The 20,488-nt window shown below is 69.1% G+C and carries 15 protein-coding genes, 6 pseudogenes and 1 riboswitch; of the genes and pseudogenes, 7 read left to right on the top strand and 14 right to left on the bottom strand.

Annotated features, from left to right (window positions below; genetic code table 11):
- Window positions 1–100: 100 nt before the first annotated feature.
- Together ACWDEX_RS34220 and ACWDEX_RS34225 are read left to right on the top strand one after the other, a co-directional pair.
- Window positions 101–286: pseudogene (locus ACWDEX_RS34220) on the top strand (hypothetical protein); the annotation flags it as partial.
- 206 nt (window positions 287–492) lie between these two features.
- Complete coding sequence (locus ACWDEX_RS34225) at window positions 493–3,990, top strand: AfsR/SARP family transcriptional regulator (RefSeq protein ID WP_450468371.1); 3,498 nt, start codon at window positions 493–495, stop codon at window positions 3,988–3,990.
- A gap of 257 nt (window positions 3,991–4,247) precedes the next feature.
- On the opposite strand, the gene ACWDEX_RS34230 is transcribed toward ACWDEX_RS34225, so the two are convergent.
- From ACWDEX_RS34230 to ACWDEX_RS34250, 5 genes are all read right to left on the bottom strand, one after another.
- On the bottom strand, window positions 4,248–4,577 hold the full coding sequence (locus ACWDEX_RS34230; RefSeq protein ID WP_450468372.1) for a hypothetical protein: 330 nt from the start codon (window positions 4,575–4,577) through the stop codon (window positions 4,248–4,250).
- A 57-nt stretch (window positions 4,578–4,634) separates the two neighbouring features.
- On the bottom strand, window positions 4,635–4,940 hold the full coding sequence (locus ACWDEX_RS34235) for a hypothetical protein (RefSeq protein WP_450468373.1): 306 nt from the start codon (window positions 4,938–4,940) through the stop codon (window positions 4,635–4,637).
- A 354-nt stretch (window positions 4,941–5,294) separates the two neighbouring features.
- The gene (locus ACWDEX_RS34240) at window positions 5,295–5,744 is read right to left on the bottom strand and encodes a hypothetical protein (protein ID WP_450468374.1); all 450 of its coding nucleotides are present in this window, start codon (window positions 5,742–5,744) and stop codon (window positions 5,295–5,297) included.
- A 622-nt stretch (window positions 5,745–6,366) separates the two neighbouring features.
- On the bottom strand, window positions 6,367–7,467 hold the full coding sequence (locus ACWDEX_RS34245; protein WP_450468375.1) for an IS4 family transposase: 1,101 nt from the start codon (window positions 7,465–7,467) through the stop codon (window positions 6,367–6,369).
- Window positions 7,468–7,484: 17 nt separating this feature from the next.
- Window positions 7,485–7,736 carry a hypothetical protein gene (locus ACWDEX_RS34250; protein WP_450468376.1) on the bottom strand — a complete coding sequence of 84 codons (252 nt, stop codon included), beginning with the start codon at window positions 7,734–7,736 and terminating at the stop codon, window positions 7,485–7,487.
- A gap of 69 nt (window positions 7,737–7,805) precedes the next feature.
- Here ACWDEX_RS34250 and ACWDEX_RS34255 point away from each other — a divergent pair, with 69 nt between their 5' ends.
- Window positions 7,806–8,408 (top strand): GNAT family N-acetyltransferase, encoded by a 603-nt coding sequence (locus tag ACWDEX_RS34255; protein WP_450468377.1) that lies wholly within the window; start codon window positions 7,806–7,808, stop codon window positions 8,406–8,408.
- A 139-nt stretch (window positions 8,409–8,547) separates the two neighbouring features.
- Window positions 8,548–9,153 (top strand): annotated as a pseudogene (locus ACWDEX_RS34260) (transposase); the annotation flags it as partial.
- A 134-nt stretch (window positions 9,154–9,287) separates the two neighbouring features.
- Here the strand turns inward: ACWDEX_RS34260 and ACWDEX_RS34265 are convergent.
- The 4 genes and pseudogenes from ACWDEX_RS34265 to thiO all read right to left on the bottom strand — a co-directional run bounded on the left by ACWDEX_RS34265 (window position 9,288) and on the right by thiO (window position 11,743).
- Window positions 9,288–9,590 (bottom strand): DUF1330 domain-containing protein, encoded by a 303-nt coding sequence (locus tag ACWDEX_RS34265; protein ID WP_450468378.1) that lies wholly within the window; start codon window positions 9,588–9,590, stop codon window positions 9,288–9,290.
- A gap of 172 nt (window positions 9,591–9,762) precedes the next feature.
- A pseudogene (locus tag ACWDEX_RS34270) lies at window positions 9,763–10,320 on the bottom strand (thiazole synthase); the annotation flags it as partial.
- A gap of 3 nt (window positions 10,321–10,323) precedes the next feature.
- A pseudogene (gene thiS, locus ACWDEX_RS34275) lies at window positions 10,324–10,577 on the bottom strand (sulfur carrier protein ThiS).
- Window positions 10,574–11,743 (bottom strand): glycine oxidase ThiO, encoded by a 1,170-nt coding sequence (thiO, locus tag ACWDEX_RS34280; RefSeq protein ID WP_450468379.1) that lies wholly within the window; start codon window positions 11,741–11,743, stop codon window positions 10,574–10,576. Before thiO ends, thiS begins: the two are co-directional and overlap by 4 nt.
- A riboswitch (TPP riboswitch) is annotated at window positions 11,741–11,853 on the bottom strand. Its footprint overlaps the gene before it by 3 nt.
- 54 nt (window positions 11,854–11,907) lie before the next feature.
- Here thiO and ACWDEX_RS34285 point away from each other — a divergent pair.
- Together ACWDEX_RS34285 and ACWDEX_RS34290 are read left to right on the top strand one after the other, a co-directional pair.
- Window positions 11,908–12,258: a hypothetical protein gene (locus ACWDEX_RS34285; RefSeq protein WP_450468380.1), complete on the top strand. Its 351-nt coding sequence runs from the start codon at window positions 11,908–11,910 to the stop codon at window positions 12,256–12,258.
- A 32-nt stretch (window positions 12,259–12,290) separates the two neighbouring features.
- Window positions 12,291–12,814 (top strand): annotated as a pseudogene (locus ACWDEX_RS34290) (FAD-dependent oxidoreductase); the annotation flags it as partial.
- A gap of 171 nt (window positions 12,815–12,985) precedes the next feature.
- Here the strand turns inward: ACWDEX_RS34290 and ACWDEX_RS34295 are convergent.
- The 3 genes from ACWDEX_RS34295 to ACWDEX_RS34305 form a co-directional block, all read right to left on the bottom strand.
- Complete coding sequence (locus tag ACWDEX_RS34295) at window positions 12,986–13,393, bottom strand: DUF4158 domain-containing protein (protein ID WP_450468381.1); 408 nt, start codon at window positions 13,391–13,393, stop codon at window positions 12,986–12,988.
- 242 nt (window positions 13,394–13,635) lie between these two features.
- The gene (locus tag ACWDEX_RS34300; protein WP_450468382.1) at window positions 13,636–14,196 is read right to left on the bottom strand and encodes a GNAT family N-acetyltransferase; all 561 of its coding nucleotides are present in this window, start codon (window positions 14,194–14,196) and stop codon (window positions 13,636–13,638) included.
- Between the two features lie 36 nt (window positions 14,197–14,232).
- Window positions 14,233–15,561, bottom strand: coding sequence for an MFS transporter (locus tag ACWDEX_RS34305; RefSeq protein WP_450468383.1), 1,329 nt, complete (start codon window positions 15,559–15,561; stop codon window positions 14,233–14,235).
- A gap of 199 nt (window positions 15,562–15,760) precedes the next feature.
- On the opposite strand from ACWDEX_RS34305, the gene ACWDEX_RS34310 reads away from it, so the two are divergent.
- Window positions 15,761–16,654: a hypothetical protein gene (locus ACWDEX_RS34310; RefSeq protein WP_450468384.1), complete on the top strand. Its 894-nt coding sequence runs from the start codon at window positions 15,761–15,763 to the stop codon at window positions 16,652–16,654.
- A 34-nt stretch (window positions 16,655–16,688) separates the two neighbouring features.
- Here ACWDEX_RS34310 and ACWDEX_RS34315 read toward each other — a convergent pair.
- Together ACWDEX_RS34315 and ACWDEX_RS34320 are read right to left on the bottom strand one after the other, a co-directional pair.
- Window positions 16,689–17,037, bottom strand: a pseudogene (locus ACWDEX_RS34315) (signal peptidase I).
- A gap of 90 nt (window positions 17,038–17,127) precedes the next feature.
- The gene (locus ACWDEX_RS34320) at window positions 17,128–20,346 is read right to left on the bottom strand and encodes a Tn3 family transposase (protein WP_450468385.1); all 3,219 of its coding nucleotides are present in this window, start codon (window positions 20,344–20,346) and stop codon (window positions 17,128–17,130) included.
- Between the last annotated feature and the right edge of the window lie 142 nt (window positions 20,347–20,488).

Below are 20,488 nucleotides of genomic sequence, written 5' to 3' on the forward strand. Positions count from 1 at the left end.
CCGCCCCGAAGCCTGAGGGCCAGCCTCACTCCGTGACCAGCGCTCCTTCTCCAACCTCAACCACGAAACGGACAAGAGCTCACGTTCCGCACTCTCATGCTTTCAAAAGGACTTGGCCGAGGGCTTCGAGGCTGTGCAGAAGCGACTGGAGGGAGAGGCCATGGCCAAGTACACCCTCACCACCGGAGGCGGCTACTTCTTCGTTCCACCCCCAGGAGATGCCTGGATTGAGGGGCTTTCGAGGCCTGAGCCGAAGTGTAGGAAATGTCCGGTTGAGGCCGCTTGATCCAGGGCTCGGTGCGGCCAGCGCTCGCTACCCCGGCGAGTATCCCGTCACAGGAATTGCCCTTGCCTCACAGAGTCGCCCCCCAGACCCGGGCGATTTTGATCACCTGGCCGCCAGGCTTGATCCCCCGCGCTACGCTTCCGATCAAAGAACAGCATTCCGGGGCAGCCGAGCCGGGGACATTCGGCGCGCCCGGGGTGGGCGGTATGGCTGAGGGCGGCAAGGGGGTTCGGGTGCGGTTCAGGCTGCTGGGGCCTTTGGAAGTCGAGGTCGATGGCCGGCCGGTGATGATCTGCAGTGCCATGCATCGGGCGCTGCTGTCGGTGTTGCTGCTTCGAGCGAATCGGCCGGTCACACACGGAACGCTGCAAGCGGCACTGTGGGGTGAGAATCCGCCGGCGACCGCCGCCGCATCGCTGAAGAACCATATCAGTAGGCTGCGGCGCATCCTTGAAAGCGGAGCCGAGGAGCGGGTGCGCACTGTGCCGTCGGGCTACCTGCTCCGAGTGGAGGAAGGGGAGCTCGACGCCGACGAGTTCATGGCGCTGATGGGTGGCGCGCAGGAGGCGCGCGCCTCGCAGGACTGGTCGCAGGTGAGTCAGGCGACCAGTGCGGCGCTGCGGTTGTGGCGCGGGAATCCGATGGATTGCACGCCGGTGGACGCCGTGCACCTTGAGGTGCGGCATCTGATTGAGGCGCACCAAGAAGTGCTCGGGTGGCATTTCGACGCGGCGCTCCGGCTGGGGATCCACGACGGGCTGGCGGCGCGTCTCGCGGCGGCGGTGGCGGAACACCCGCTCGTCGAGACCTTTTCCTTGCAGCTCATGCAGGTGCTGCATCGCGGAGGCCGATCGGCGCAGGCATTGGAGGTCTACCAGCGGCTGCGGCGGACACTGGTCGACGAGTTGGGGATCGAGCCGTCCGCCGCGGCGCAGCAGACGCAGCGCCGGATCCTCGCCGATCAGGACGTGAGCGCGGCCGAGACCGTCGCCGGTGTGAGCCGGGATCCCGGAGACCGCGACGGTGCGAGCCCGGCCACATCAGAGCTCGCAGCCGCTCCCCGAGCAGGGAGCCGATCGTCCGACGCCGCCGACGATCCCCGCTCGCGACGACCCACAGCTCCGTCCCAGGACCCTGCTTCGGGAGCGAGGCCTTCGCACTCGTACCTGCCGAAGAACGCCTCCTGCTTCACCGGCCGCGATGATGAGTTCGACCGGCTCTTGTCGACCGCGCTCAGCCCGGTCGGTTCCGGCGGAGCGCGGATCTTCACGATCGACGGGATGCCCGGCGTCGGCAAGAGCGCCTTCGCCGTCCACGCCGCACACCGCCTGGCTGACCACTTCCCGGACGGCCAGCTGTTCCTCGCCATGAACGGGCACGCCCCCAACACCCAGCCCATGACAGTCGCCGACGCGTTCCACGCGCTCCTGACGCAGCTGGGCGTACCCGCCGAACAGATCCCGCCGGAGTCGGCGGCGCGCGCCGCGCACTGGCACGGGCTGGTCGCCGACCGTCGCCTGCTGGTGCTGCTGGACGATGTGGTCAGCAGCGAGTACGTGCGGCCGTTGCTTCCAGAACCGGGGGAAAGCCTGGTCCTGCTCACCAGTCGGCGGCGGCTGCTCGCTCTGGATGACGTCAGCCCGATTACGCTGGACGTGCTGAGTCCGGAGGCGGCGGCACGGCTGTTCGTGGCGAAGGCGGCGCGGCCGGGCCTGATCGACTCCGAACCGGGTGTGCGCGAAGTGGTCCGGTTGTGCGGGGGGCTGCCGCTGGCGGTGAACCTGATGGCCGCGCGGCTTCGCCATTACCCGGCTTGGCGGACTTCGGACCTGGTGGACGATCTGGTCGTGGCCAACCGCCAACTGCCGGCGTTGACCGCCGAGGACGTGTCGGTGGCCGCCGCGTTCGAACTCTCCTACCGCATGCTCGCCCCAGAACAGCGGATGATGTTCCGGCTGCTGGGGCTGTCGCCGGTCGACGTCGTCGATCGGCACGTGGTGGCGGCGTTGGGTGGCATCGATCCGGCCTATGCCTGGCGGATGCTGCGCGACCTGGAGGAGCAGCACCTCGTCGAGGAACCGGTGCGCGGCCGCTACCGCATGCACGACCTGATCCGCGAGCATGCCCGAAGCCTGGCCGCCGCCGACGAGCCGGAGGTGCGCGAGGCGGCGTTGGACCGGCTGCTGGACTACTACGTGGACGCGGCGACCAAGGCCGACCGGCAGTTGTCAACGATGGCCGACCGGCAGTCGTCGACGGTCTCGACGGGCATCGCCCTTCCCGGGACAGTCGTCGACGGGACGCCGGTCGCCTGGGCCGCGCCGGAGCCGGCCGGGGAGGACGAGGCGCGCGCCTGGCTGGCGGCCGAGCTTGGCAACGCGCGGTCCGCGGTGGAGTTCGCGATGAGCCACGGACGGCCGCGGCACGCCGTCGATCTCGCGGCGGCCCTGCAGGAGACCATGCGTACCACCGGCCATTTGAAGGAAGCCGAACAGCTCGGACACGCGGCGGTGGCGAGGGCTGGGGAGATCGACGATGCCCATCGGTCGGCCAGAGCACTGGTTCAGCTTGGTGTCGCGCAACGCTACAACGACCGGTATCTGAGTGCCGAGGAATCTTTCGACGCGGCGCTGGGACTGTTCGAGAGTCTCACCGACATCCGTGGGAAGGCGGCCGTGCTCAGTCAGCGCGGCGCGCTGCGGCGACTGTCGGGACAGTATGAAGCCGGGGCCGAGGACCTGTCACAAGCCGGTGCGCTGTTCCGAGAGCTGGGTGACCAGCAAGGCCAGGCCGTGGTTCTGGTCTGCCAGGCCCACATCGACCAGGTCTGTGGGCGGTTCGGTGCGGCCGAGCAAGCTCTTCGCAGCGCGCTGGCGATGTTCCGGGCCGGCGGAAACCGGCTGGGGGTGGCGAACGTCTTCGCCCAGCTGGGCGACATCCAGCAGCTCACCGGCGACTATCCGGCGGCGGCCGCCAGCCTGCAAGAAGCGCAGGGGCTTTACCGGGATCTGGACAATCGCATCGGCGAGGTGAACATCCTGTCCGATCTGGGTGTGTTACTAGGCCGGATCGGCCGCTTCCCCGAGGCGGAGACCACTTTGCGCGCGGCGTCCGAGCTATGCCGGGCCATCGGCGAACGCCTCACCCTGGCCTACTCGCTTACCTGCCTCGCCGGTGTGCAGTCCACGCGGGGCCTGCTCGACGAGGCCTGGGCGAACCTGCGCCAGGCCCTGGCCCTGTGCCGGCACATGGGCAACCGCATGGGTCAGGCGTATGTGCTGGCGGGGCTGGGTGCCGTCCACCGGCTGGGCGGACGGCACCGCATCGCCGCGACCCATCTCCACCACGCGCTGGCCGTCTTCGAAGAACTCCAGGACCCGGTCGGTGTGATCGAGGCACGCAACGGGCTCGGCGCCCTGGCCGCCGCGGCATCGGATTTCGCCGGTGCGGAGACGCATTACGCCCTGGCACTCAAGATGGCTCGGGCCGTCGACGCGCCACTGCACGAAGCGCAAGCACTCGAAGGCCTCGGACTGGCGTACTGGCACCAGGACCGCCCGGGGGCCGGCGAGGCTGAGCTGGCGCAGGCCTTGGAGATCGTCCGGCAGCTGGGAACCGTCGGTGCGGAGGGTTTGGCGGCAGCCCTGGAGCAGGCACGTGAACGCGTGTCGTCACAGTGGCGAGCCGCTCCAACCACCGGCTAACAGACGGGTGACGAGCGGGCGACCTGATGCTTTCACGAGATGAGGCAGGGTACTGGTATAAGAGTACGAATATCCCTGGCCGTTTGATCGACGCTGATGCGCAGCGATCTGAGTCTGATGTAGGCGGGAAGGCGCCACCGCTTCCACAGAACGAAAACCCCTCCGACACCCGTCAAGGGCTCGGCGATTCGCGAGAAAAGGGTGCAGATCCCTTGAGAGGATCTGCAACCTGACGGCAGCGCTGTCGCCGCCGGCGCCTACTCGGTCCGCAGCGCCGTGGCCGTCCGCGACCGGGCCGCCCAGCCGGCCGCCAGCAGCGCCCCGAGCAGGGCGATCGCGATCTCCCCGGCCGGCAGCGGGATCAGCCCGGCGACCAGGCCGGTGAGCGTGGGCACCAGGGCCCTCATGGTGAACACCACGTCGGACTGGCTCCCGCCCGGGTTCTGCTCGACCAAGGCGTTCAGTGGGGCCAGCGCGGCGGCCGAGGCGGACCAGCCCGGACCGTTGGAGTGCGAGGCCAGCTCGACGTTGAACCGGTCGATGTGCGGGGTCAGGCCGGCCGCGGTGAACGTGGCCCCGTCGGTCACGACTGACAGGAAGGAGGCGTGGGTATCGAAGTCGATGCCGACGATCCGCAGCGACAGCTACTTGGTGTCCTGCACCACGGTGATGGTGTCACCGGCGTGGATCCCCATCTGCGAGGCCAGGAGGTCGCTCACCACCGCGCGCCGACCAGCGCGGTCCGGGCCGGCTTGGCGAACGGCTGGGCCAGCCCCAGCGACGTCGCCCCGGGGCAGCGGCAGCCGGTTGGCCAGGCGCTGCGTCGCCTGACCGCGCTTGGCCTTGGGGGCGCGGCCGACGACCAGGCTCCGCACGGCCGGCATCCGGCCGGCCCGCAGCGCCGGGATGAGCGCGGTGACACCGACCATGAGCAGGGCGCCGATCGGCACGACGTTGACCCACCACGGCGTCGTTGACCACGTCCCGCGCCACCACGCCGTCCACCAACTCGATCGTGCGATGCGCGGTGGTCGCGGCCCAGGTCAGGCCCACGCCACGGATCGCCTTGCGCGGCATGACCGGAGCCGTATGCGGCTGTTGTAGCCCATGGGTGATGGGGCAGCGATGACTTCGTTTCTCCGCCACCCAACACAGGTCTCATACCCCGCTGGGGTATACCAGCAGCCTGCAAGATCCCCCCATCGCAGTGTCACGCGGTCAGGGTGCCGGCACTCTGACCGCGATGCTGCTCGGCCACGGGCTGCGAATACTCACAGCCCGCGGCCGAGCAGCATCGCGCCGGATCAGCAGCCGCCGTTGATCGCCTTGTTGCCGACGTAGAGGACTCCGATGTCGTTCATGTCGACGGTTTGGCCGCTGCCACCCACAGTGTTCGACGCCCAGACGGCTTTGCCGGAGGGCGCATAGACGACGAAGTTGCCGTCCTGCTGATACGTCGCGTGGTAATCGGACCCGGTGTTGGTGTTCGACGCCCAGCAGACGTAGCGGCCGCCGCCGCTGAACCCGGCCAAGTACTCGACCAGGTTGCCATCCGTCTGCATGACCAGCTGGATCTCCCAGCCTTTCGGGGTGTAGCGGTGGATCATCTGGCCCGCGTGGAGGGTCTGGCCCCGGTACAGGAAGCTCTCGCCGGCGGCTGCCGACGCGGTGCCGACGGTGCCGACCATCAGGCTGGTCACCGCGGTGCCGGTGGCGAGGACTCCGACCATCGCCCGGCGCAGTCGCTTGTTCATTGGGGTTCCCTTCCGTTCTGCTCGATCCCGGCTCGTGAGAGCAGGGCTGTCTGCGACAGGGGGGGTCGAGGACGAAGTCACCCTGCCGCGGTGGCTCATGCAGAAGATCTTCTTCGGAAGCGGTAACACGCTGATAATCACGCGGTAACGAGCCCATGGCCCGCCTCGCCTGTCCAGCGGCGGCACGGACGCGTATATCAAGGACCAGAACCACAACGTCCCTGGCGGCCGCAGTGCGTGGCGACGGCAACAGGCGTTACCGACCACCCGACCGGTGCTCGGGTCACAGCCAGCTGGCCCGGCCCCGGAACTGGTGGGCTCGCATGTTGAGGGGGTCCCATACTGGTGGGCTCGCGTATTCAACTGTCGCGAGTACTGCTGCCCAAGCGTCGTTGCAGTCACTGTGTGTGCTGGGGTGTCGCAGGGGGATGGGCTGTGCTGTGCAGCAACACGCGGTCTGGCCGTCGATAGCTAGCCTGCTCTCATGCCGGAGAAGATGCCCAAGCAGAAGCCCGCGCCGCAGCCCACGAGCGAGGTGAACTACCCCCGGTCGAGAACGGCGTCGACTACCTAGGTGTTCTGTCCACGGACGTTGGTGACAGGGTTCACCAACACCGTTGCGTTAGCGCCGTGAGCGGCTATTGAAGCCGTGGGCGAAGAAGGCGACGGTGGTGTGGACGGTGTAGTTCTGGGCCTTGTGGGGGTGCTGTCCGGCGTTCGGGCCGTACTTGCTGGTGGGGTTCTTGCGGGTGCGGGCCTTGACTCGTTGCCGTCGGTGGGCGGGCAGGAGGTCGCTCAGGGCGGCGTGGCCGATCGTGCCGGCCAGGTCGATGAGGGTGCCGGGGAAGATTCCATGGCCGGCGGTGACGGTATCGGTTGCGGCGGCCAGCAGGACGGTGAAACGGATCCGTTCCATGGGTACTTCCGGCCGTCCGGTCAGGGCGTCGTCGCCGGCGCGGATCAGAGCCTGGTAAGCGGTGAGCAGGGCGTAGACCTCCTGGTCGAGGCCATCGATGCTGCGCGAGCGCAGGACGCGGCCGTCGAGCATCGTGGCCTTGATCGAAAAATACGTGGTCTCCGCCTGCCACCTGCGGTGATACAGATCAACGAGCTCGGCGGCCGGGAAACGGACGGGGTCCAGCAGATTGGTGATCAGCCGCCACTGCTCGGTGCGGACGGTGCCATCGGCCAGGGTGACGGTGAGGGTCGCCTCGATCACGCGTACCGGCAGCAGTGCCCGCAGGACGCCGTAGCCGATGCGGGCGATGTAGGAGCCGTCGCCCAGGTGCTCGGCGGGGGTGGGGACGCGGCGGGCCCCGGAGCGCACCAGGAACCGTGCCCCGCTGTGATGGACGGCATCAAGGAACTCGTTGCCGTCGAAGGCCGCGTCGGCCAGCAGGAGCATCGTCTGGTCAAGGGCGGTCAGAAGCCGCTTGGCATAGGGGAGTTCACCCTCGGACTCCGGTCCGAAGGCGGCGGCTATGAGCGCGCGGGTACCGCACTCGACCAAGGCCAGCAGCCGCAGGAGCGGATAGCCGAACTCCAGACTCTCCCCGGCCCGCTTGGGGTAGCGCCAGGTGAGCGTATCGTCGTCGGGGGTGTGCAGCAGGGTCCCGTCGACGGCCACCGTGCGCAGGCCCCGGTAGAAGGACCCGGCCTGCCCGGGGCGGGCGACGGGCCCGGCAAGCGTCTCGAACAGACGCCGCAGAAGTGCGGCCCCCACCCTGCACCTGGCCCGCGTCAGCGAGGAGACCGCTTGGCTTTATCGAGCAGTAGTGACGTCACTTGTCGATCGGCTTGGGAGGCGCCCTGATCCACGGGTGGGGTGATGTTGATGAGTTTGGGAGGCGTGGGCGCTCTTGCCAGGGCAGCATCGGGATGCTCTTGGTGAAAGGTGCTGGTCATGCCGCATGTCGAAAGGTCGAGCTGTACGCGGCGAGCCGGCGTGACCATCGCGGCGGCATGTCGATGCGGGAGCTTGAGCTCGAGCACGGTGTGACGTGACGTGAAGTGACAAATAGCCCCTGGGAACTCACCTTCCGGCAAGATCGTTCAACCGGCATGCCGCACCACCCTGACGCCCCTGCCGCACGCCCCATCACCGACGCCGACGTTCCTACCGCTGTCGAGACCCTCGCCCGGGCCTTCGCTGACTACCCCTACACCCGGCACGTGGTCGCCGCAGACGACCACGAGGACCGGGTCCGACGCCTCCAGGAGCTCTGCTTGACCCGCGTCGGGATGGTGTACGGCCGCGTGTGGGTTGCCGACAGGGGCCGCGCTGTCGCGGTCTGGGCCACTCCTGACCAGGACCCCTCGCCCGCCCTTGCCGAGGTCGGCCTGCTGCTTGGCGACCTCGCCGGTGACCGGGCGGCTGCCTATGAGTCCGCGGAGCAGGCCATCGCTCTGTACCGGCCGGAAGAGCCGGTGTGGTTCCTCAACACGGTGGGAGTCACCCCTGAAGCCCAAGGCCAGGGCCTTGGCAGCACGGTGCTGGTTCCCGGCGTTGAGGCGGCTGCACGCGCTGGGTACCCGGCTTTCCTGGAAACCTCCAGCGAGCGGAACGTGAAGTTCTACGAGCGCCTCGGCTTCAAGGTCACAGCCGAGGTCTTGCTCCCCGACAACGGACCCCGCACGTGGTGCATGCGCAAGGACCCCCGCTAGCTTGATCTTTAACCTCGGGCGTCGAACGATGCGTCGTACTTGATCACTCGGTGTGGTAATCGGCGTACGTGAGAACGGCCTTCGTCTGAACATGTGCTCCGACCAAGGAACACACACGTCCAGCGCGAAGGCCGTGGGGATGAGTCTGCTGCATCACGATGTCCGGCGAGAGCCGTTGGCGGAACTGTCACGCTTCCGGGGCGAGTTCTACTCCTGCCTCACCGCTCGTTCGGACGCGCTGTTCGAGCTGGCCGACGCTGTCCTGTGCGGGGACGGCCCGGTGAGGTCACTGGCCGAGCTGTCGCTGGTGGGCGAACACCGCCGGGGCCATGGCGGGCTCTACGCGGCGGTGGCTCATGGCCGCATCGACACCAGTCGGCTGCAGCGGGCACTGGCAGAGGTGCCGTTGCCTCGGGCCGCTGACGGCCGACTGGTCCTGGCCATCGACATCACCTGCTGGCTGCGACCCGACGCCCACACCTCACCGCAGCGGATCCTCTGCCACACCTACGGACGCGGCAAGGACCAGCACATTCCCGTTCCGGGCCGGCCGTACTCGATCATCTGCGCGCTCGAACCGGGACGCAGTTCGTGGACCGCACCGCTGGACGCGCTGCGTCTGACGCCCGGAGACGACAGCGCCACCGTCACCGCCCGGCAGTTGCGTGAGCTGGTCGAGCGGCTGATCACCGCACGTCAATGGAAGACCGGCGACCCGGACATCCTCGTCGTCGCGGACGCCGGATGAAAAACGGCGATGCCGCCGCCTGCCGGCAGTTTACTGGCTTCCGCGTCCCCTAACACCTACGGCGCACGGCCCGCGGCCGCGGCGGCGCGCGGGTCCCCCACAGGGGCTCCGCGCGCCGCCGCGGCCCCGCCTCAGAGGGCGGGCACGATCATCGCCGTGAACGGGCGGGTGGCCCCGAGGCGCTCCTCCAGCAGTTCCCGGTACTGCTCGGACTCGTAGACGGCGCGGGCCTGTTCGGCGTCGGCGAAACGCAGGACGACGGTGTGGGTGCCGCCGGCCGGCCGCCCGCCCTCGGACAGGTGGACGGTCCGGTCGGTGCTCGCGAGCAGTTTCCCCGCGTCCGGGCCCAGTAGGACGGGGGCGGCGGCCCGGCGGTAGGCGTCCAGGCGCTGAGGGTCGGTCACGTCGTAGTTCAGTATGAGCAGGGCGGGCATGGCCTCTCCTCGTCGATCCGCGCGAAGCAGGGCGAACAGGGCCTCGGACGCGCGGGATCGACGCGGCGCCCGGGCGGCCGCCACGGACGGCGACGGATCACCACCGGGCGGACCGTGATCCAGTATCCGCCCCCCGCGCCGGCCCGCCGGCCCCGCCCCCGTCAGCACGGCCCCCCGCGTCCAGGATCACCGGCACGCGCGCGTGCTCCACGATCAACTGGAAGTTGTGCGGGTTGCGGATGCCGAGCCCGGAGCCGATCGGCGAGCCCAGCGGCATCACCGCCGCACAGCCCACGTCCTCCAGCTTCCGCGCGAGCACCGGGTCGTCGTTGGCGTACGGCAGCACCGTGAAACCGTCGTCGACCAGCGTCTCCGCCGCCTCCAACAGCTCCACCGGGTCCGGCAGCAGCGTCCGCTCGTCGGCGATGACCTCCAGCTTGACCAAGTCGGTGTCGAGCGCCTCCCGGGCCGGCCGGGCGGTCACCACGGCCTCACCCGCCGTGAAACAGCCCGCCGTGTTCAGCAGCACCCTGATGCCCAGCTTCTGCAGCACGGACAGCACGGAGCCGTGCACCCCGGGATCGACCCGGCGCATCGTCACCGTGGTCAGCTCGGTGCCGGAGGCGACCAGCGCCCGCTCCAGCACGTCCAGGCTCGGCGCGCCGCCCGTGCCCATGATCAGCCGGGAGCCGAGGGGCACACCGCCGAGGACGAAGGGATCGTCGGCCATGGGTCAGCCTCCTTGGACGGCGGTGAGGACTTCGACACGGTCGCCCTCGGCGAGGGCCGTGGCCGCCCACCGCGTGCGCGGGACGACGGTCTCGTTGACGGCGGCGGCCACGCCACCCCGGAGGACGCCACGGTGAGCGACCCCACGAGGGCGTCCAGCGCGGTGCCCGCGGCGACCTCGCGGCGCTCCCCGTTGACGGAGATGGCGACGGAGGCGGCGGCGGGGCCGGTGACGGAGTTGGTTGAGGAGTCGTTCATGCGGGCTGCTCCACGAGTGCGGCGCCGAAGCGCCGGGGCGTGAACGGGCGGGCCTCCGGGGGCAGTTCGCCGCCGGTCAGCAGCTCCGCCATGACGTCCCCGGTGACCGGGGTCAGCAGCACCCCGTTGCGGTTGTGCCCGGTGGCCAGCAGCAGCCCGTCCAGGCCGGACGGGCCGAGCAGCGGCGCGTTGTCCGGGGAGCCGGGGCGCAGCCCGGCCCGGGTCTCGGTGAGGGGCAGCTCGGTGATGCCGGGCACCAGCTCGTGGGCGTCGCGCAGCAGCTCGTACACGCCGCCCGCGGTCACCGTCGTGTCCCAGCCCAGCTCCTCGCTGGTGGCGCCGACGACCAGCTCGCCGTTCTCCCGGGGCACCAGGTAGACCTGGCTGCCGCGCACCACGGCCCGCACGGTACGGCTGAGGAACGGCGCGTACCGGCGCGGCACGGTCAGCCGCAGCACCTGCCCCTTCACCGGCCGCACCGGAGGCAGCAGGTGCTCGGGCACGCCCGCGAGGCGCCCGCTCAGGCTCCCGCCCGCGAGCACCACCTGCCCCGCGGTGAGCGCGACGCCGTCCGTCGTGGTGACACCGGCGGCCCGGTCCCGTACGACGTCGAGCCGCTCGACCCACCACCGGTGGAGGACCACCCCGGCCCGCTCGCACGCGGCCACCAGGGCCGAGGCCAGCCGCCTCGGGTCGATCTGGTGGTCCCCGTCGACCCGCAGCCCGCCGCGCACACCGGGCGCGAGCATCGGCTCCAGGCGCCGGCACTCCCGCCCGGACAGCCACTGCGAGTCTAGTCCGGAGCGCTGCTGAAGAGCGTGCAGTTCGCGCAGGTGGGAGCGGTCGTGGGCGTCGAGCGCGACGGCCAGGGTGCCGCAGCGGCGATAGCCGAGGTCGTGACCGGTCAGCTCGGTCAGTTCGGCCGCGAAGTCCGGGTAGCGGCGCGCGGACTCCAGGTTCAGGGCGAGCAACGTCTCCTCGCCGTAGTGCAGTTCGGTGACCGCGGCCAGCATCCCCGCCGCGACCCGCGCGGCCCCGCCGCCGGGCTCGGGGTCCACCACGGCGGTGGCGAGCCCGCGTTGCGCGGCGCGCCAGGCCGTGACCAGGCCGATGATTCCGCCCCCGATGACGAGGACGTCGGACGTATCGGACGTACGAGACGACATGGGCGTCCAGCCCCTCCCTTCGCCGGCATGACCCGGATCAGGTTCGTACGGTCGGAGGCCGCCCAGCCTCCCTCTCAGCCCGGTGCGTCCGGGCTCCCGCGAGTGCTTGTACGGTGGCCACCCTAGCCCGCGAAGCGCCGCTCTTGTAAGGGAGGCCCCTGTCCATGGCCCGATCGCTCGACGGACTGACCCTCGCCCCTGTGGCGGATCAAGCCCCAGGTCAGGTCGGTACCCGCACGCGTTTCGCGTACCACGAGAAGGACGGCGAGATCTGGGCCGAGTACGCGGGCGGCGACGTCGTGCGCGGCCACCTGGTCGGCACCCGCGAGGGCGACCGGCTGGACTTCCGGTACGTGCAGCTCAAGCAGGACGGGACCACCTCCTCCGGGCACTGCGTGTCGACCGTCGTGGAGCTTCCGGACGGGCGGGTGCGGCTGGAGGAGACCTGGCGGTGGGAGTCGCAGGCGGGCACCGGGACGAGTGTTGTGGAACAGGTCACCCAGCACGCCCGATGACTGACGATTTGTCAGTTGTCCATGGTGAGCGCGTGAGCGAGCAGACAGCGCAAGAAGGCACCTCGCGCGGCGGCGCGGGGCAGGAGCGGCGCGTGGTCGTCGTCGGCGCGGGCATGGCCGGGGTGCAGACCGCCGTCGCCCTGCGGGAACAGGGCTTCACGGGCACCGTGACCCTCATCGGCGCCGAACCCCATCAGCCCTACGACCGGCCGCCGTGGTCCAAGGCCGTGCTGCTCGGCACGTCCGAGGGCTCCGCGTTCGACGTCGACTTCGACTCGCTCGACATCGAACTGCGGCTCGGTTGCGAGGCGCTGGGCGTGCGCCCCGCCGACCACGAGCTGGACACCGAGGCCGGGCCCGTCCCGTACGACGTCCTGGTCCTCGCCACCGGCGCCGAACCGATCCGGCTGCCCGGCACCGAGGGCGTGCCCGGCGTGCACCTGCTGCGCACCCTGGACACGCCGAGCGGCTGCGGCCCGTGCTCGCCCGGCAGCACGACATCGTGGTCGTCGGCGCCGGCTGGATCGGTGCCGACACCGCCGCGCGGGAGGCGGGCTGACCCGGATCGCGGTGGCGTACAAGGCGGCGTTGGTGGCCTTCCCGGTACGGGGGCCGCGGCACGCTCGTCGGCCTGGTGCAGCGCGGAGCGGATGATCGAGGTGACCTGATCCGGGGTCGGGGGCTCGATCAGGTCGTACCGCATCTGCCGGAACAGTTCGGCCTGTATCTACTCGTCTCGCCGCTCGTCGTGCCAGATCGCATCCACGAGGTGGGAGACGAGCTTGAGGTTGTCGGTGGTGGTGCACTCGTGCCAGCCGGTGAGCTTGCGCAGTTCGGTGCGGTGCCGCTGGGCGGTGCGGTCGGTGAAGTCGTAGAACGCCAGCTGAGAGGCCGCGACGCCGACTTGCTTGGCGACGTGCTCGACCGCGTCGGGCGGCAGCTCCAGACGGGTCTTGGGGAACCGGCCGCGCCAGGTCAAAAACTTGAGCTGGACGGCGAAGCCCAGCCTCGTGGATCCGGCCTTGTTCCGTAACCAACCCGTCTCGTCATCGGACAGGGTGAAGTGGTCCACCACCCCGTCCAGACCCAGATCCCGCCCCACACCGGCCCCTTTCGTCACCCCCGTGATCGCCATTCGGGCTGGACGGTAGAGGCGGGATGTACACCGGGCACGCATATCCGCGAATCCGCTCATCGGGGTGGGCGGACCTGGTACAAGTGCCTGACGTGGGTGACCTTAACGAGAGTGCCACCGGCCGCAATTGCGGCCGGTGAGCGCCGTCTGCTACGGCAAGGCCGGCGATACAGATCCGTGAAACTGGCCTTCGTCCTCTGGCTCCTGGCCTGTGCCTCTGCCATCGCGCACTACGTAACCGGTCACATCGGCAACGACAGAACGTGTACCGGCCCGGATGGCCACCGTGCCCCATCACGCAGCGGCGTCCACATGCCGCGAAGCGGCATGGTGACGCTTCCGATGGGTTGCTCGACATGTATGTCGCCGTCGAGGGGCACCCATCCCATCCGCCGGTACAAAGGAAGCCGATCCGGCCGGCAGAAGAGAAGCCCGAACTCCAGCCCGGTCTCCTGGGCGTGCTCCATAGCGGCTGCCACGACCAGCCGAGCCAGTCCGCGCCCCCGCAGATCCGGGGCGACGATCACACCCCCCAGGCCTGCTACGTCAATATGCGTCCCACCAACCGCTACAGGCACCACCACCAGGCCCGCGTGCGCCACGAGGCGATTCCCCGACCGGATGCCGAAGTGTCGCTCTTTGGACAGCCAGACCAGGCCAGCCTGCGCAACCTCGAACGGATCGGCATCGCCGCCGCTGATGTTGTGCAGATCGGTTTTGGTGTAGTGCGCGAGTTCGACGACCTGCGGGACTACGGAAGCCGGGTTCGTGTTCGGGTTGATGCTGCTGGCATCGTCAAGCACTGGTTGTCCTCCTATGCCTTGTCGACTTCATTTGTCTCAGGTTTCGGCCGTGTGTTGAGCGGTTCCGGAGAGCGCATCGCGGGGTCGGTCATCGCGAGCAGAGCAGTCGCGGTCAGACTTTGCGTCGTGTCTTCGCACGGACGGGAGCGCCAGTACCACCGCGACTGCGGTCAGCTGCCACAGCACACCGAGTCCCAGGAGCCGGTCTGCTCCCACGGCACCCGATACCGGCCCTGCCAGTGCAAGTCCGAGCGGCCCCAGGGCGAAGGCGCCCAGGCTGTCGAAGGCGCTGATGCGTCCGCGGACCTCGGCGGGGACCTCGCGCTGGATGACGGTCGTCAAGAGGGTGTTGCACACCGCTGCACCGCCTCCCGCGAGGAGTGCAGCGGCTGCCACGCAGGCCAGCGGCAACCGCGCGGCGAGCGCGGCCGCCGGAATGGCCCAGCCGACGGATGCGGCCATGGACCAGGCCAGTGCACGGCTGGGGTTCCTGCCGAGCAGTGCCAAGCCGCCGACGATCGAGCCGATGCCCTCGAGGGCCAGTACCAGCCCCCAGGCTTTCGCGCCGCCGAGCCGCTGCTGGGCGAGGGTCGGTCCCAGTACCAGGAATGGTGCCCAGAGGACGAAGTTGAAGAGGCTGATGTGGAGGGTCGTGACCCACAGCCATGTACGGGAGGTGAACTCCTTCCAGCCGCGTCCCAGGTCGGTGAACAATCCTCTGCCGGGCGCGACCGACTGTGACAAGGGCACCCCGGCCAGGGCCAGGACGCTCACGCCGTAGCTGACCGCGTCGACAGCGACCACTGTGCCCGCGTCAGAGACCGCGAAGAGCAGGCCGGCCAGGCCTGGCCCCGCGACCGAGGCCACAGCCTGGGCGATCTGCAGCACCGCGTTGGCGTCCGCAAGGTCGTCCGCAGGAACAAGGCCGGGCACCAGAGCCGTCAGGCCCGGGCTGAACCCTCCCTCACCGATTCCGAGGACCACCGCCAGCGCGACGACTTCCCAGATCCTTGCGCTGTGGGTGAGTAGCAGCACGGCCAGCACGCCCTGGGAGGCGAACCGGAGCAGATCCGCTGTCAGCATGACCGCACGGGCCCCGAGCCGATCGGTGAACACTCCGCCGAGCAGCAGCGCCGCCAGTACCGCGAGAATCCGAGCCGCCATCACCACGCCGACAGCGTCGACCCCGCCGCCAGGCAGCTGCAGCACGGCGAAGGTCGTAGCGATCGTGTTCATCCCGGAGCCGAGCAGCGACGTGCTCTGGCCGACGAGGAAGCGTCGGAACCGGGAGTGCCGCAGCGCGCGCAGACGGTGAGCGGCTGTTCGGGGCCTGAGTGCAGCGGGAGGGCGAGTGCGAAGCGTCATGGGTCCGCACTCTTCCTCCGTCAGCCTGTTCCCTGCAAGCGTTTCCGTGAAAGAAAGCTGAGTCTTCCGCGAGCAAGTTTACTTCCACATGAGTTGGCGCAGTAAATGGCCTGCGTTTACTGCAACATGCCTGGTGATAAGGTCAGTTGCCGAAGGGGAAGGCGGTCTCCATGAAGTTCATTTACTGCGGATGGCTAGCGTGAGTAAGCGCCAAACCGAGGGCGTGGGCACACTTCGTCCGGCGCCGGTGGAATACGGCGCCGCCGTCGACCGCTACCTTGCTGCGGCCGACCTCGGCAGCGCCTCCCGCCGCGTCTACCGCATCTCGCTGCACGGGTGGGCCTGGCCACTGGTCGACCGCCGGGCCCCGACCGGGCGTGAGCGCCGGGGTGCCCACCCGCCTGTCGTTCCTCTTAACCTGCTCGACGACCCGGAGGCCCCGGACCGGCTGCAGCGGGGGCTGGCCTACCGCGCCACTGCTGCGCAACCACGCACAATGGCCCGCGAACTGGCCTGCCTTCGAGCAGCTACAGCCTGGTGGCTGGCGCAAGGCTGGATCACTACAGACCCGGCCAGCGGACTCGCACCGCCAACGCCATGTCCTGAACCGGCACATCCCCCCTCTGGCGCTTCCACGGCCGCAAGAGCGGCTGCCGCCAACCCGGAGCGGGCCTGCGCCGCCCTCGCCCTGCGGGCTCCGCTCAGGGAATTGACTCTGTGGCATCTCCTCCACGAGTCGCGAGCCCCCGTCGAACAGGCACTCGCCCTCAACATCGACCACCTCGACCTACCCGGCCGACGCACCAAGGAACGCGCGGTAGAACCCCTGAGCTGGGGACCGGGCACGGCACGCCTGCTGCCCATGCTGCTGGCCGGGCGCACCGCGGGGCCGGTGTTCATCACCGACCGACGAGCCCCCGCCACCACACCGGCAGCCGACCGCTGCCCGGTCACCGGCCGAGGACGGCTTTCCTACCGCCGAGTCGCAGAACTCTTCACCGCCGCGACCAAACCGCTCGATCCAGCCGGCCGAGGCTGGACCCTGCTTGTTCTGCGCGACCGAGTACACCGGAACAGGCCGGTCCCCAGATGACGCACGGCAGGCACTCCGCCGCTGATCGCAGTCCTTAACGAATGGCTGTGACCAGTACTCCCGCACTCACGTAGCTGAGGCCGCTGCCCGCTCCTCGGCCCGAGGTACTGCGTATCCCGGGGGCGGATGGCCATCGCACGGTCAGCACCACCGATTCCTCCTCCGCGACCCAGGAATGGTCCACGCCCTGGCCCCATACGACGTGGTCGCCCTGGCGCCAGCAGAACGCTGCGGCCGCGTGTTGCCCCGCGGGTGAGTGCCCACTTGATCTCTACGGCATCGCTGTGGCGAGGATCGCCCGCATCCGTGAAGTGCCCGAGCAGCCAGCCCCGGTCCAGAGCCGCATCCCTGCCAGCGTTGCCGACGTACACGCTGTCGTTCATGTGCCCGTACGCTAACACCCTCCCGTCCGGCCACTGACAGCGTGACCAGCACTTTCGCAACGCACCCAGTAGCCACGGGGCGCGGAGCGCTCAGGCGGCCGTGCCGAAGCCGGAGGCGACCGGTTCCTGTTCGCGGAGCTGGGTGAAGTCGACGTCGAGTTTGGGGTCGTACGCCTCGGGCTGGATACCGAGTTCGTGGGTGCTGTACTCGCCGAACCGCTTGATGTACTCGGTCAGGTATGGGGAGACCTGGGCCAGGTCTTCCGGGTCGATCTCCCATCCCTCCTCCAGAAGCTGGCGGACGATCTCGGCGATGTCCAGGGCGTTGTGGAAGATCACCGCGTTCGTCAACAAAGCATTGAATTTCATCGCCTTCTCCTGCTCGACGGGGTCGTTGTCGGCGATGACGCCCTGGTTGCCGAAGCCGACCCGCTGGGAGAACCGGTTGAAGGACTCGACCTTGTTCGTCGCCGCCGTCACCCGCCGGCGAAGTGGGGCGTCCGTCAGATACCGCAGCAGTTGCACGGTGCGGATGACGCGGCCGACCTCGCGGAACGCGGTGTAGGTGGCGTTCTTGTGTGACCCCGACCGCAGCCGCTTGAGCAGCGTCGCCGAGGAGATGACGCCCTCGCGGACGGAAACGGCTACCCGCATCAGGTGCCGGAACTGGGACTCGATCAGGTCCCAGTCGATGACGTTCTTGCCCGGCTCGCCGAACAGGGCGTCGATGTGCACGTACTCGCTCTGCTTGCTCGGCCAGTAGAAGGTCAGGCCCTTCCAGTTCCGGATCCTGGGCATCAAGTCGAAGCCCAGCAGGTGGGCAAGGGTAAAGACAGGCAGCGACTGGCCCTGCATATCTGCATGCACGGTGGTGGGCTTGACCTCGGAGGCGTTCTTGAGCAGGCCCTCGATGATGTAGACGGCCTCCCACACCCCACACGGAATGAAATGGGTGAAAAGCGCAATATAGGTGTCGGAGATGTGGTGGTACGCAATGCCACCCGGCTTCCCGTACCGGACGGACGTCTCGGCGAACAGGTTGTCGAGGTAGGTGTCCATGTGGGTGCCGTCGGCGGCCACGGCGGTGCCGTCGCCCCACGCGCGGGAGATGTCCAGGCGGGCGTGCGCGTTGACCAGGTCGGCGATGGCCTCGTTCAGCAGCACCAGGGAGAAGTGCCGGTTCGCCACGTAGGCCAGCTCGTGCCCGCTCACTCCGGGGATGTGGCGGGCGGCCTCGTACGGGCCCATGTTGGTGCCCTTCACGAAGGTGCAGAGCACGTACCGGCCGAACGGGTCCTGGAGTTTGGGGTCGTTGCCCGAGGGCGGGCCGAAGCGGCGCCACCACTCCACCCAGTACGCGGTCCGCGCGCAGATCCCGATCAGCGTGCGCTCCGGCATCCGCGCCTTGATCTCCTGCTCCGGCCGCTTCGCTGAGGGCCGCTGTCCCTCCGACCGGTGCGGTTTGAGTGACGGGATGCCGGTGTCCGGGTCGATCACCAGGCTCTCGTTGTCCGGGTAGCCGGCGTCCGCCACCGCGGCGGCGGCCCGCAGCCGGTCCTGAAGCTGGCGGCGGAAGGAGGCGGCGTCGAAGGCGGCGGCCTGGTCCTCGTCCTCGGCCAGGCCGACCTCCACCAGGTAGGCGGGCAGCTTCTCCTCCACCACCTCCCACGGCATCAGCTGCTCGCTCCAGTCGGCGAACTCCTCCGAGCCGACCACCGCGACGTCGCCCGTGCGCAGTTCCTCGGCGAGGTAGGTGAAGACCATCGCCTCGAAGTGCCGGCGGACGAACTGCCCTGGCCTGCTCCTGTCGACCACGGCCTTCTGCCAGTTCTGCGTGGCGAACGAGATGTCGACCCACTCCCCGTCCTCGCTGAGCGCGCTGATGTACTCGCCGCGAGCGGCCTCGTTGCGCTGGGCATGCGCGAGCGCGTCCAGCACCCGCCCGTCCTCCGAGGTGACGGTGAACTCCAGCTTCTCCGCCAAGTCGAACATCAGCGCCCGGTCCCGGCCGATCTGCCCGTACAGCAGCACCTCCCAGAAGTTGCCGTGATGGGCAGAGACCTTCTCGATCTGCTCGTACTGCCCCGCGAAACCACCGAAGCCCTCCACGGTCTTCGTGACCGCGCCGAGCCCGCCGGACTGCACCAGGAGGGCCTTCATCAGGGCGAGGACGGCCAGGGAGACCTCACCGCCCAGGCGCCGGGCGATCTCCTCGACGGGCGCCTGCTCGTCCAGCCCCTCAAGGGCGGCCACGGCCTCGGCGGTCATCTCGGCGGCCTTCGCCAGCGCGACGTGGGCCGGACCATCCTCGTCGATGTCCTTGAGCACGCTGCGGTAGTTGCCGATCAGCGCCTCTGTGATCTCCCGCTCGGCGAGCCGGATCGCCTCCAGCTCCTCCTTCGACCTCTTGACCTTCGTCCCCATCCGCTTGCAGAGCATGGTCGCCAGATCGTCACGGACCCGCATCCTCGCCTTGTGCACCAGGCACGCCACCAGCGCGACCCGCTTCACCGGCGCGTACGCCTTGAGTTCGGAGGCGTCCAGCGAGTTCGCCTCGCCCGCGAAGTCAGTGATCTTCCGCGAAGCGACGCCGTCCATCCACACCGCGGTGTCGCCCAGGGCATCGACCCAGTCCAGCTGCGTGAGAAGCCGCTTGAAATGCGACCAGCTCGGGGCCTGGGCCGGCTTCTTCACCCGGTTGTAGGGCGTGGTGCCGTCCGCGTCCCGCTCCTCCAGCAGCCGCAGCAAGCCCGCCCGCTCAGGCGCGCTCATTCGGTCGTGGATGCCCGCGCAGATCGCGGCGTTCACCTCCTTGCGGACCGTCGAGGCCATCGCGTCGAAGGTGGAGAACGCCGGCAGCTCCAGCCCGGCTTCCACCACCTTCTCCAGCGCAATGTTGATCAGGTCCGCCGGGCGGTTCTTCGCCGCGGCCTCCTTCCGGATCGACGCCTCCGCGACCCTGCGGGCCTCCGCCTGGTCGTAGACCACTCCGACCCGCTGCCGCACCAGACCCCGGTGGTTCTTCGCCGTCTTCGCCGCCCGGTACAGCGGCAGGGTGCCCTCGGGGAGCTCCACCGCCCGCCGGACGAAATCCACCACCATCTCCGGGACGTCCTCCAGCTTCGGGAAACACCCCACGCGCTGGTAGGACTTCAACGTCAGCAACAGGGCCAGGAGATGCTCATCGCAGTCCGTCGCCCCGGACGCCCACGCCACCTCATCCCGAGTCGGCGAGAAGAACAGATGCAGCTCATGCGCGGTGATCAGCCGCTTGAACCGCGGGTAGGCGGTCCGCTCGATCGAGGTCACAATCCCGCCCCGGGCCCAGACAACAGCTCAACATCACCACCAACGATGTTGAGCCGAACGGGTGACGGGCCAGGCGATCACGGCTTCAAGATCATTCCATGGCCCCTTCTGGGCTCACCTCGGCGATACCCCCACTTCGGTC

The sequence above is a fragment of the Streptomyces sp. NPDC001020 genome (assembly GCF_053599115.1).

What these genes read in the sequence shown, in the direction of transcription:
- ACWDEX_RS34255 (WP_450468377.1), top strand. Translation starts at nt 7,806, where the DNA reads ATGCCGCACCACCCTGACGCCCCTGCCGCACGCCCCATCACCGACGCC.
- ACWDEX_RS34295 (WP_450468381.1), bottom strand. Translation starts at nt 13,393, where the DNA reads ATGGCGATCACGGGGGTGACGAAAGGGGCCGGTGTGGGGCGGGATCTG.
- thiO (WP_450468379.1), bottom strand. Translation starts at nt 11,743, where the DNA reads ATGTCGTCTCGTACGTCCGATACGTCCGACGTCCTCGTCATCGGGGGC.
- ACWDEX_RS34240 (WP_450468374.1), bottom strand. Translation starts at nt 5,744, where the DNA reads ATGAACAAGCGACTGCGCCGGGCGATGGTCGGAGTCCTCGCCACCGGC.
- ACWDEX_RS34285 (WP_450468380.1), top strand. Translation starts at nt 11,908, where the DNA reads ATGGCCCGATCGCTCGACGGACTGACCCTCGCCCCTGTGGCGGATCAA.
- ACWDEX_RS34305 (WP_450468383.1), bottom strand. Translation starts at nt 15,561, where the DNA reads ATGACGCTTCGCACTCGCCCTCCCGCTGCACTCAGGCCCCGAACAGCC.
- ACWDEX_RS34225 (WP_450468371.1), top strand. Translation starts at nt 493, where the DNA reads ATGGCTGAGGGCGGCAAGGGGGTTCGGGTGCGGTTCAGGCTGCTGGGG.
- ACWDEX_RS34265 (WP_450468378.1), bottom strand. Translation starts at nt 9,590, where the DNA reads ATGCCCGCCCTGCTCATACTGAACTACGACGTGACCGACCCTCAGCGC.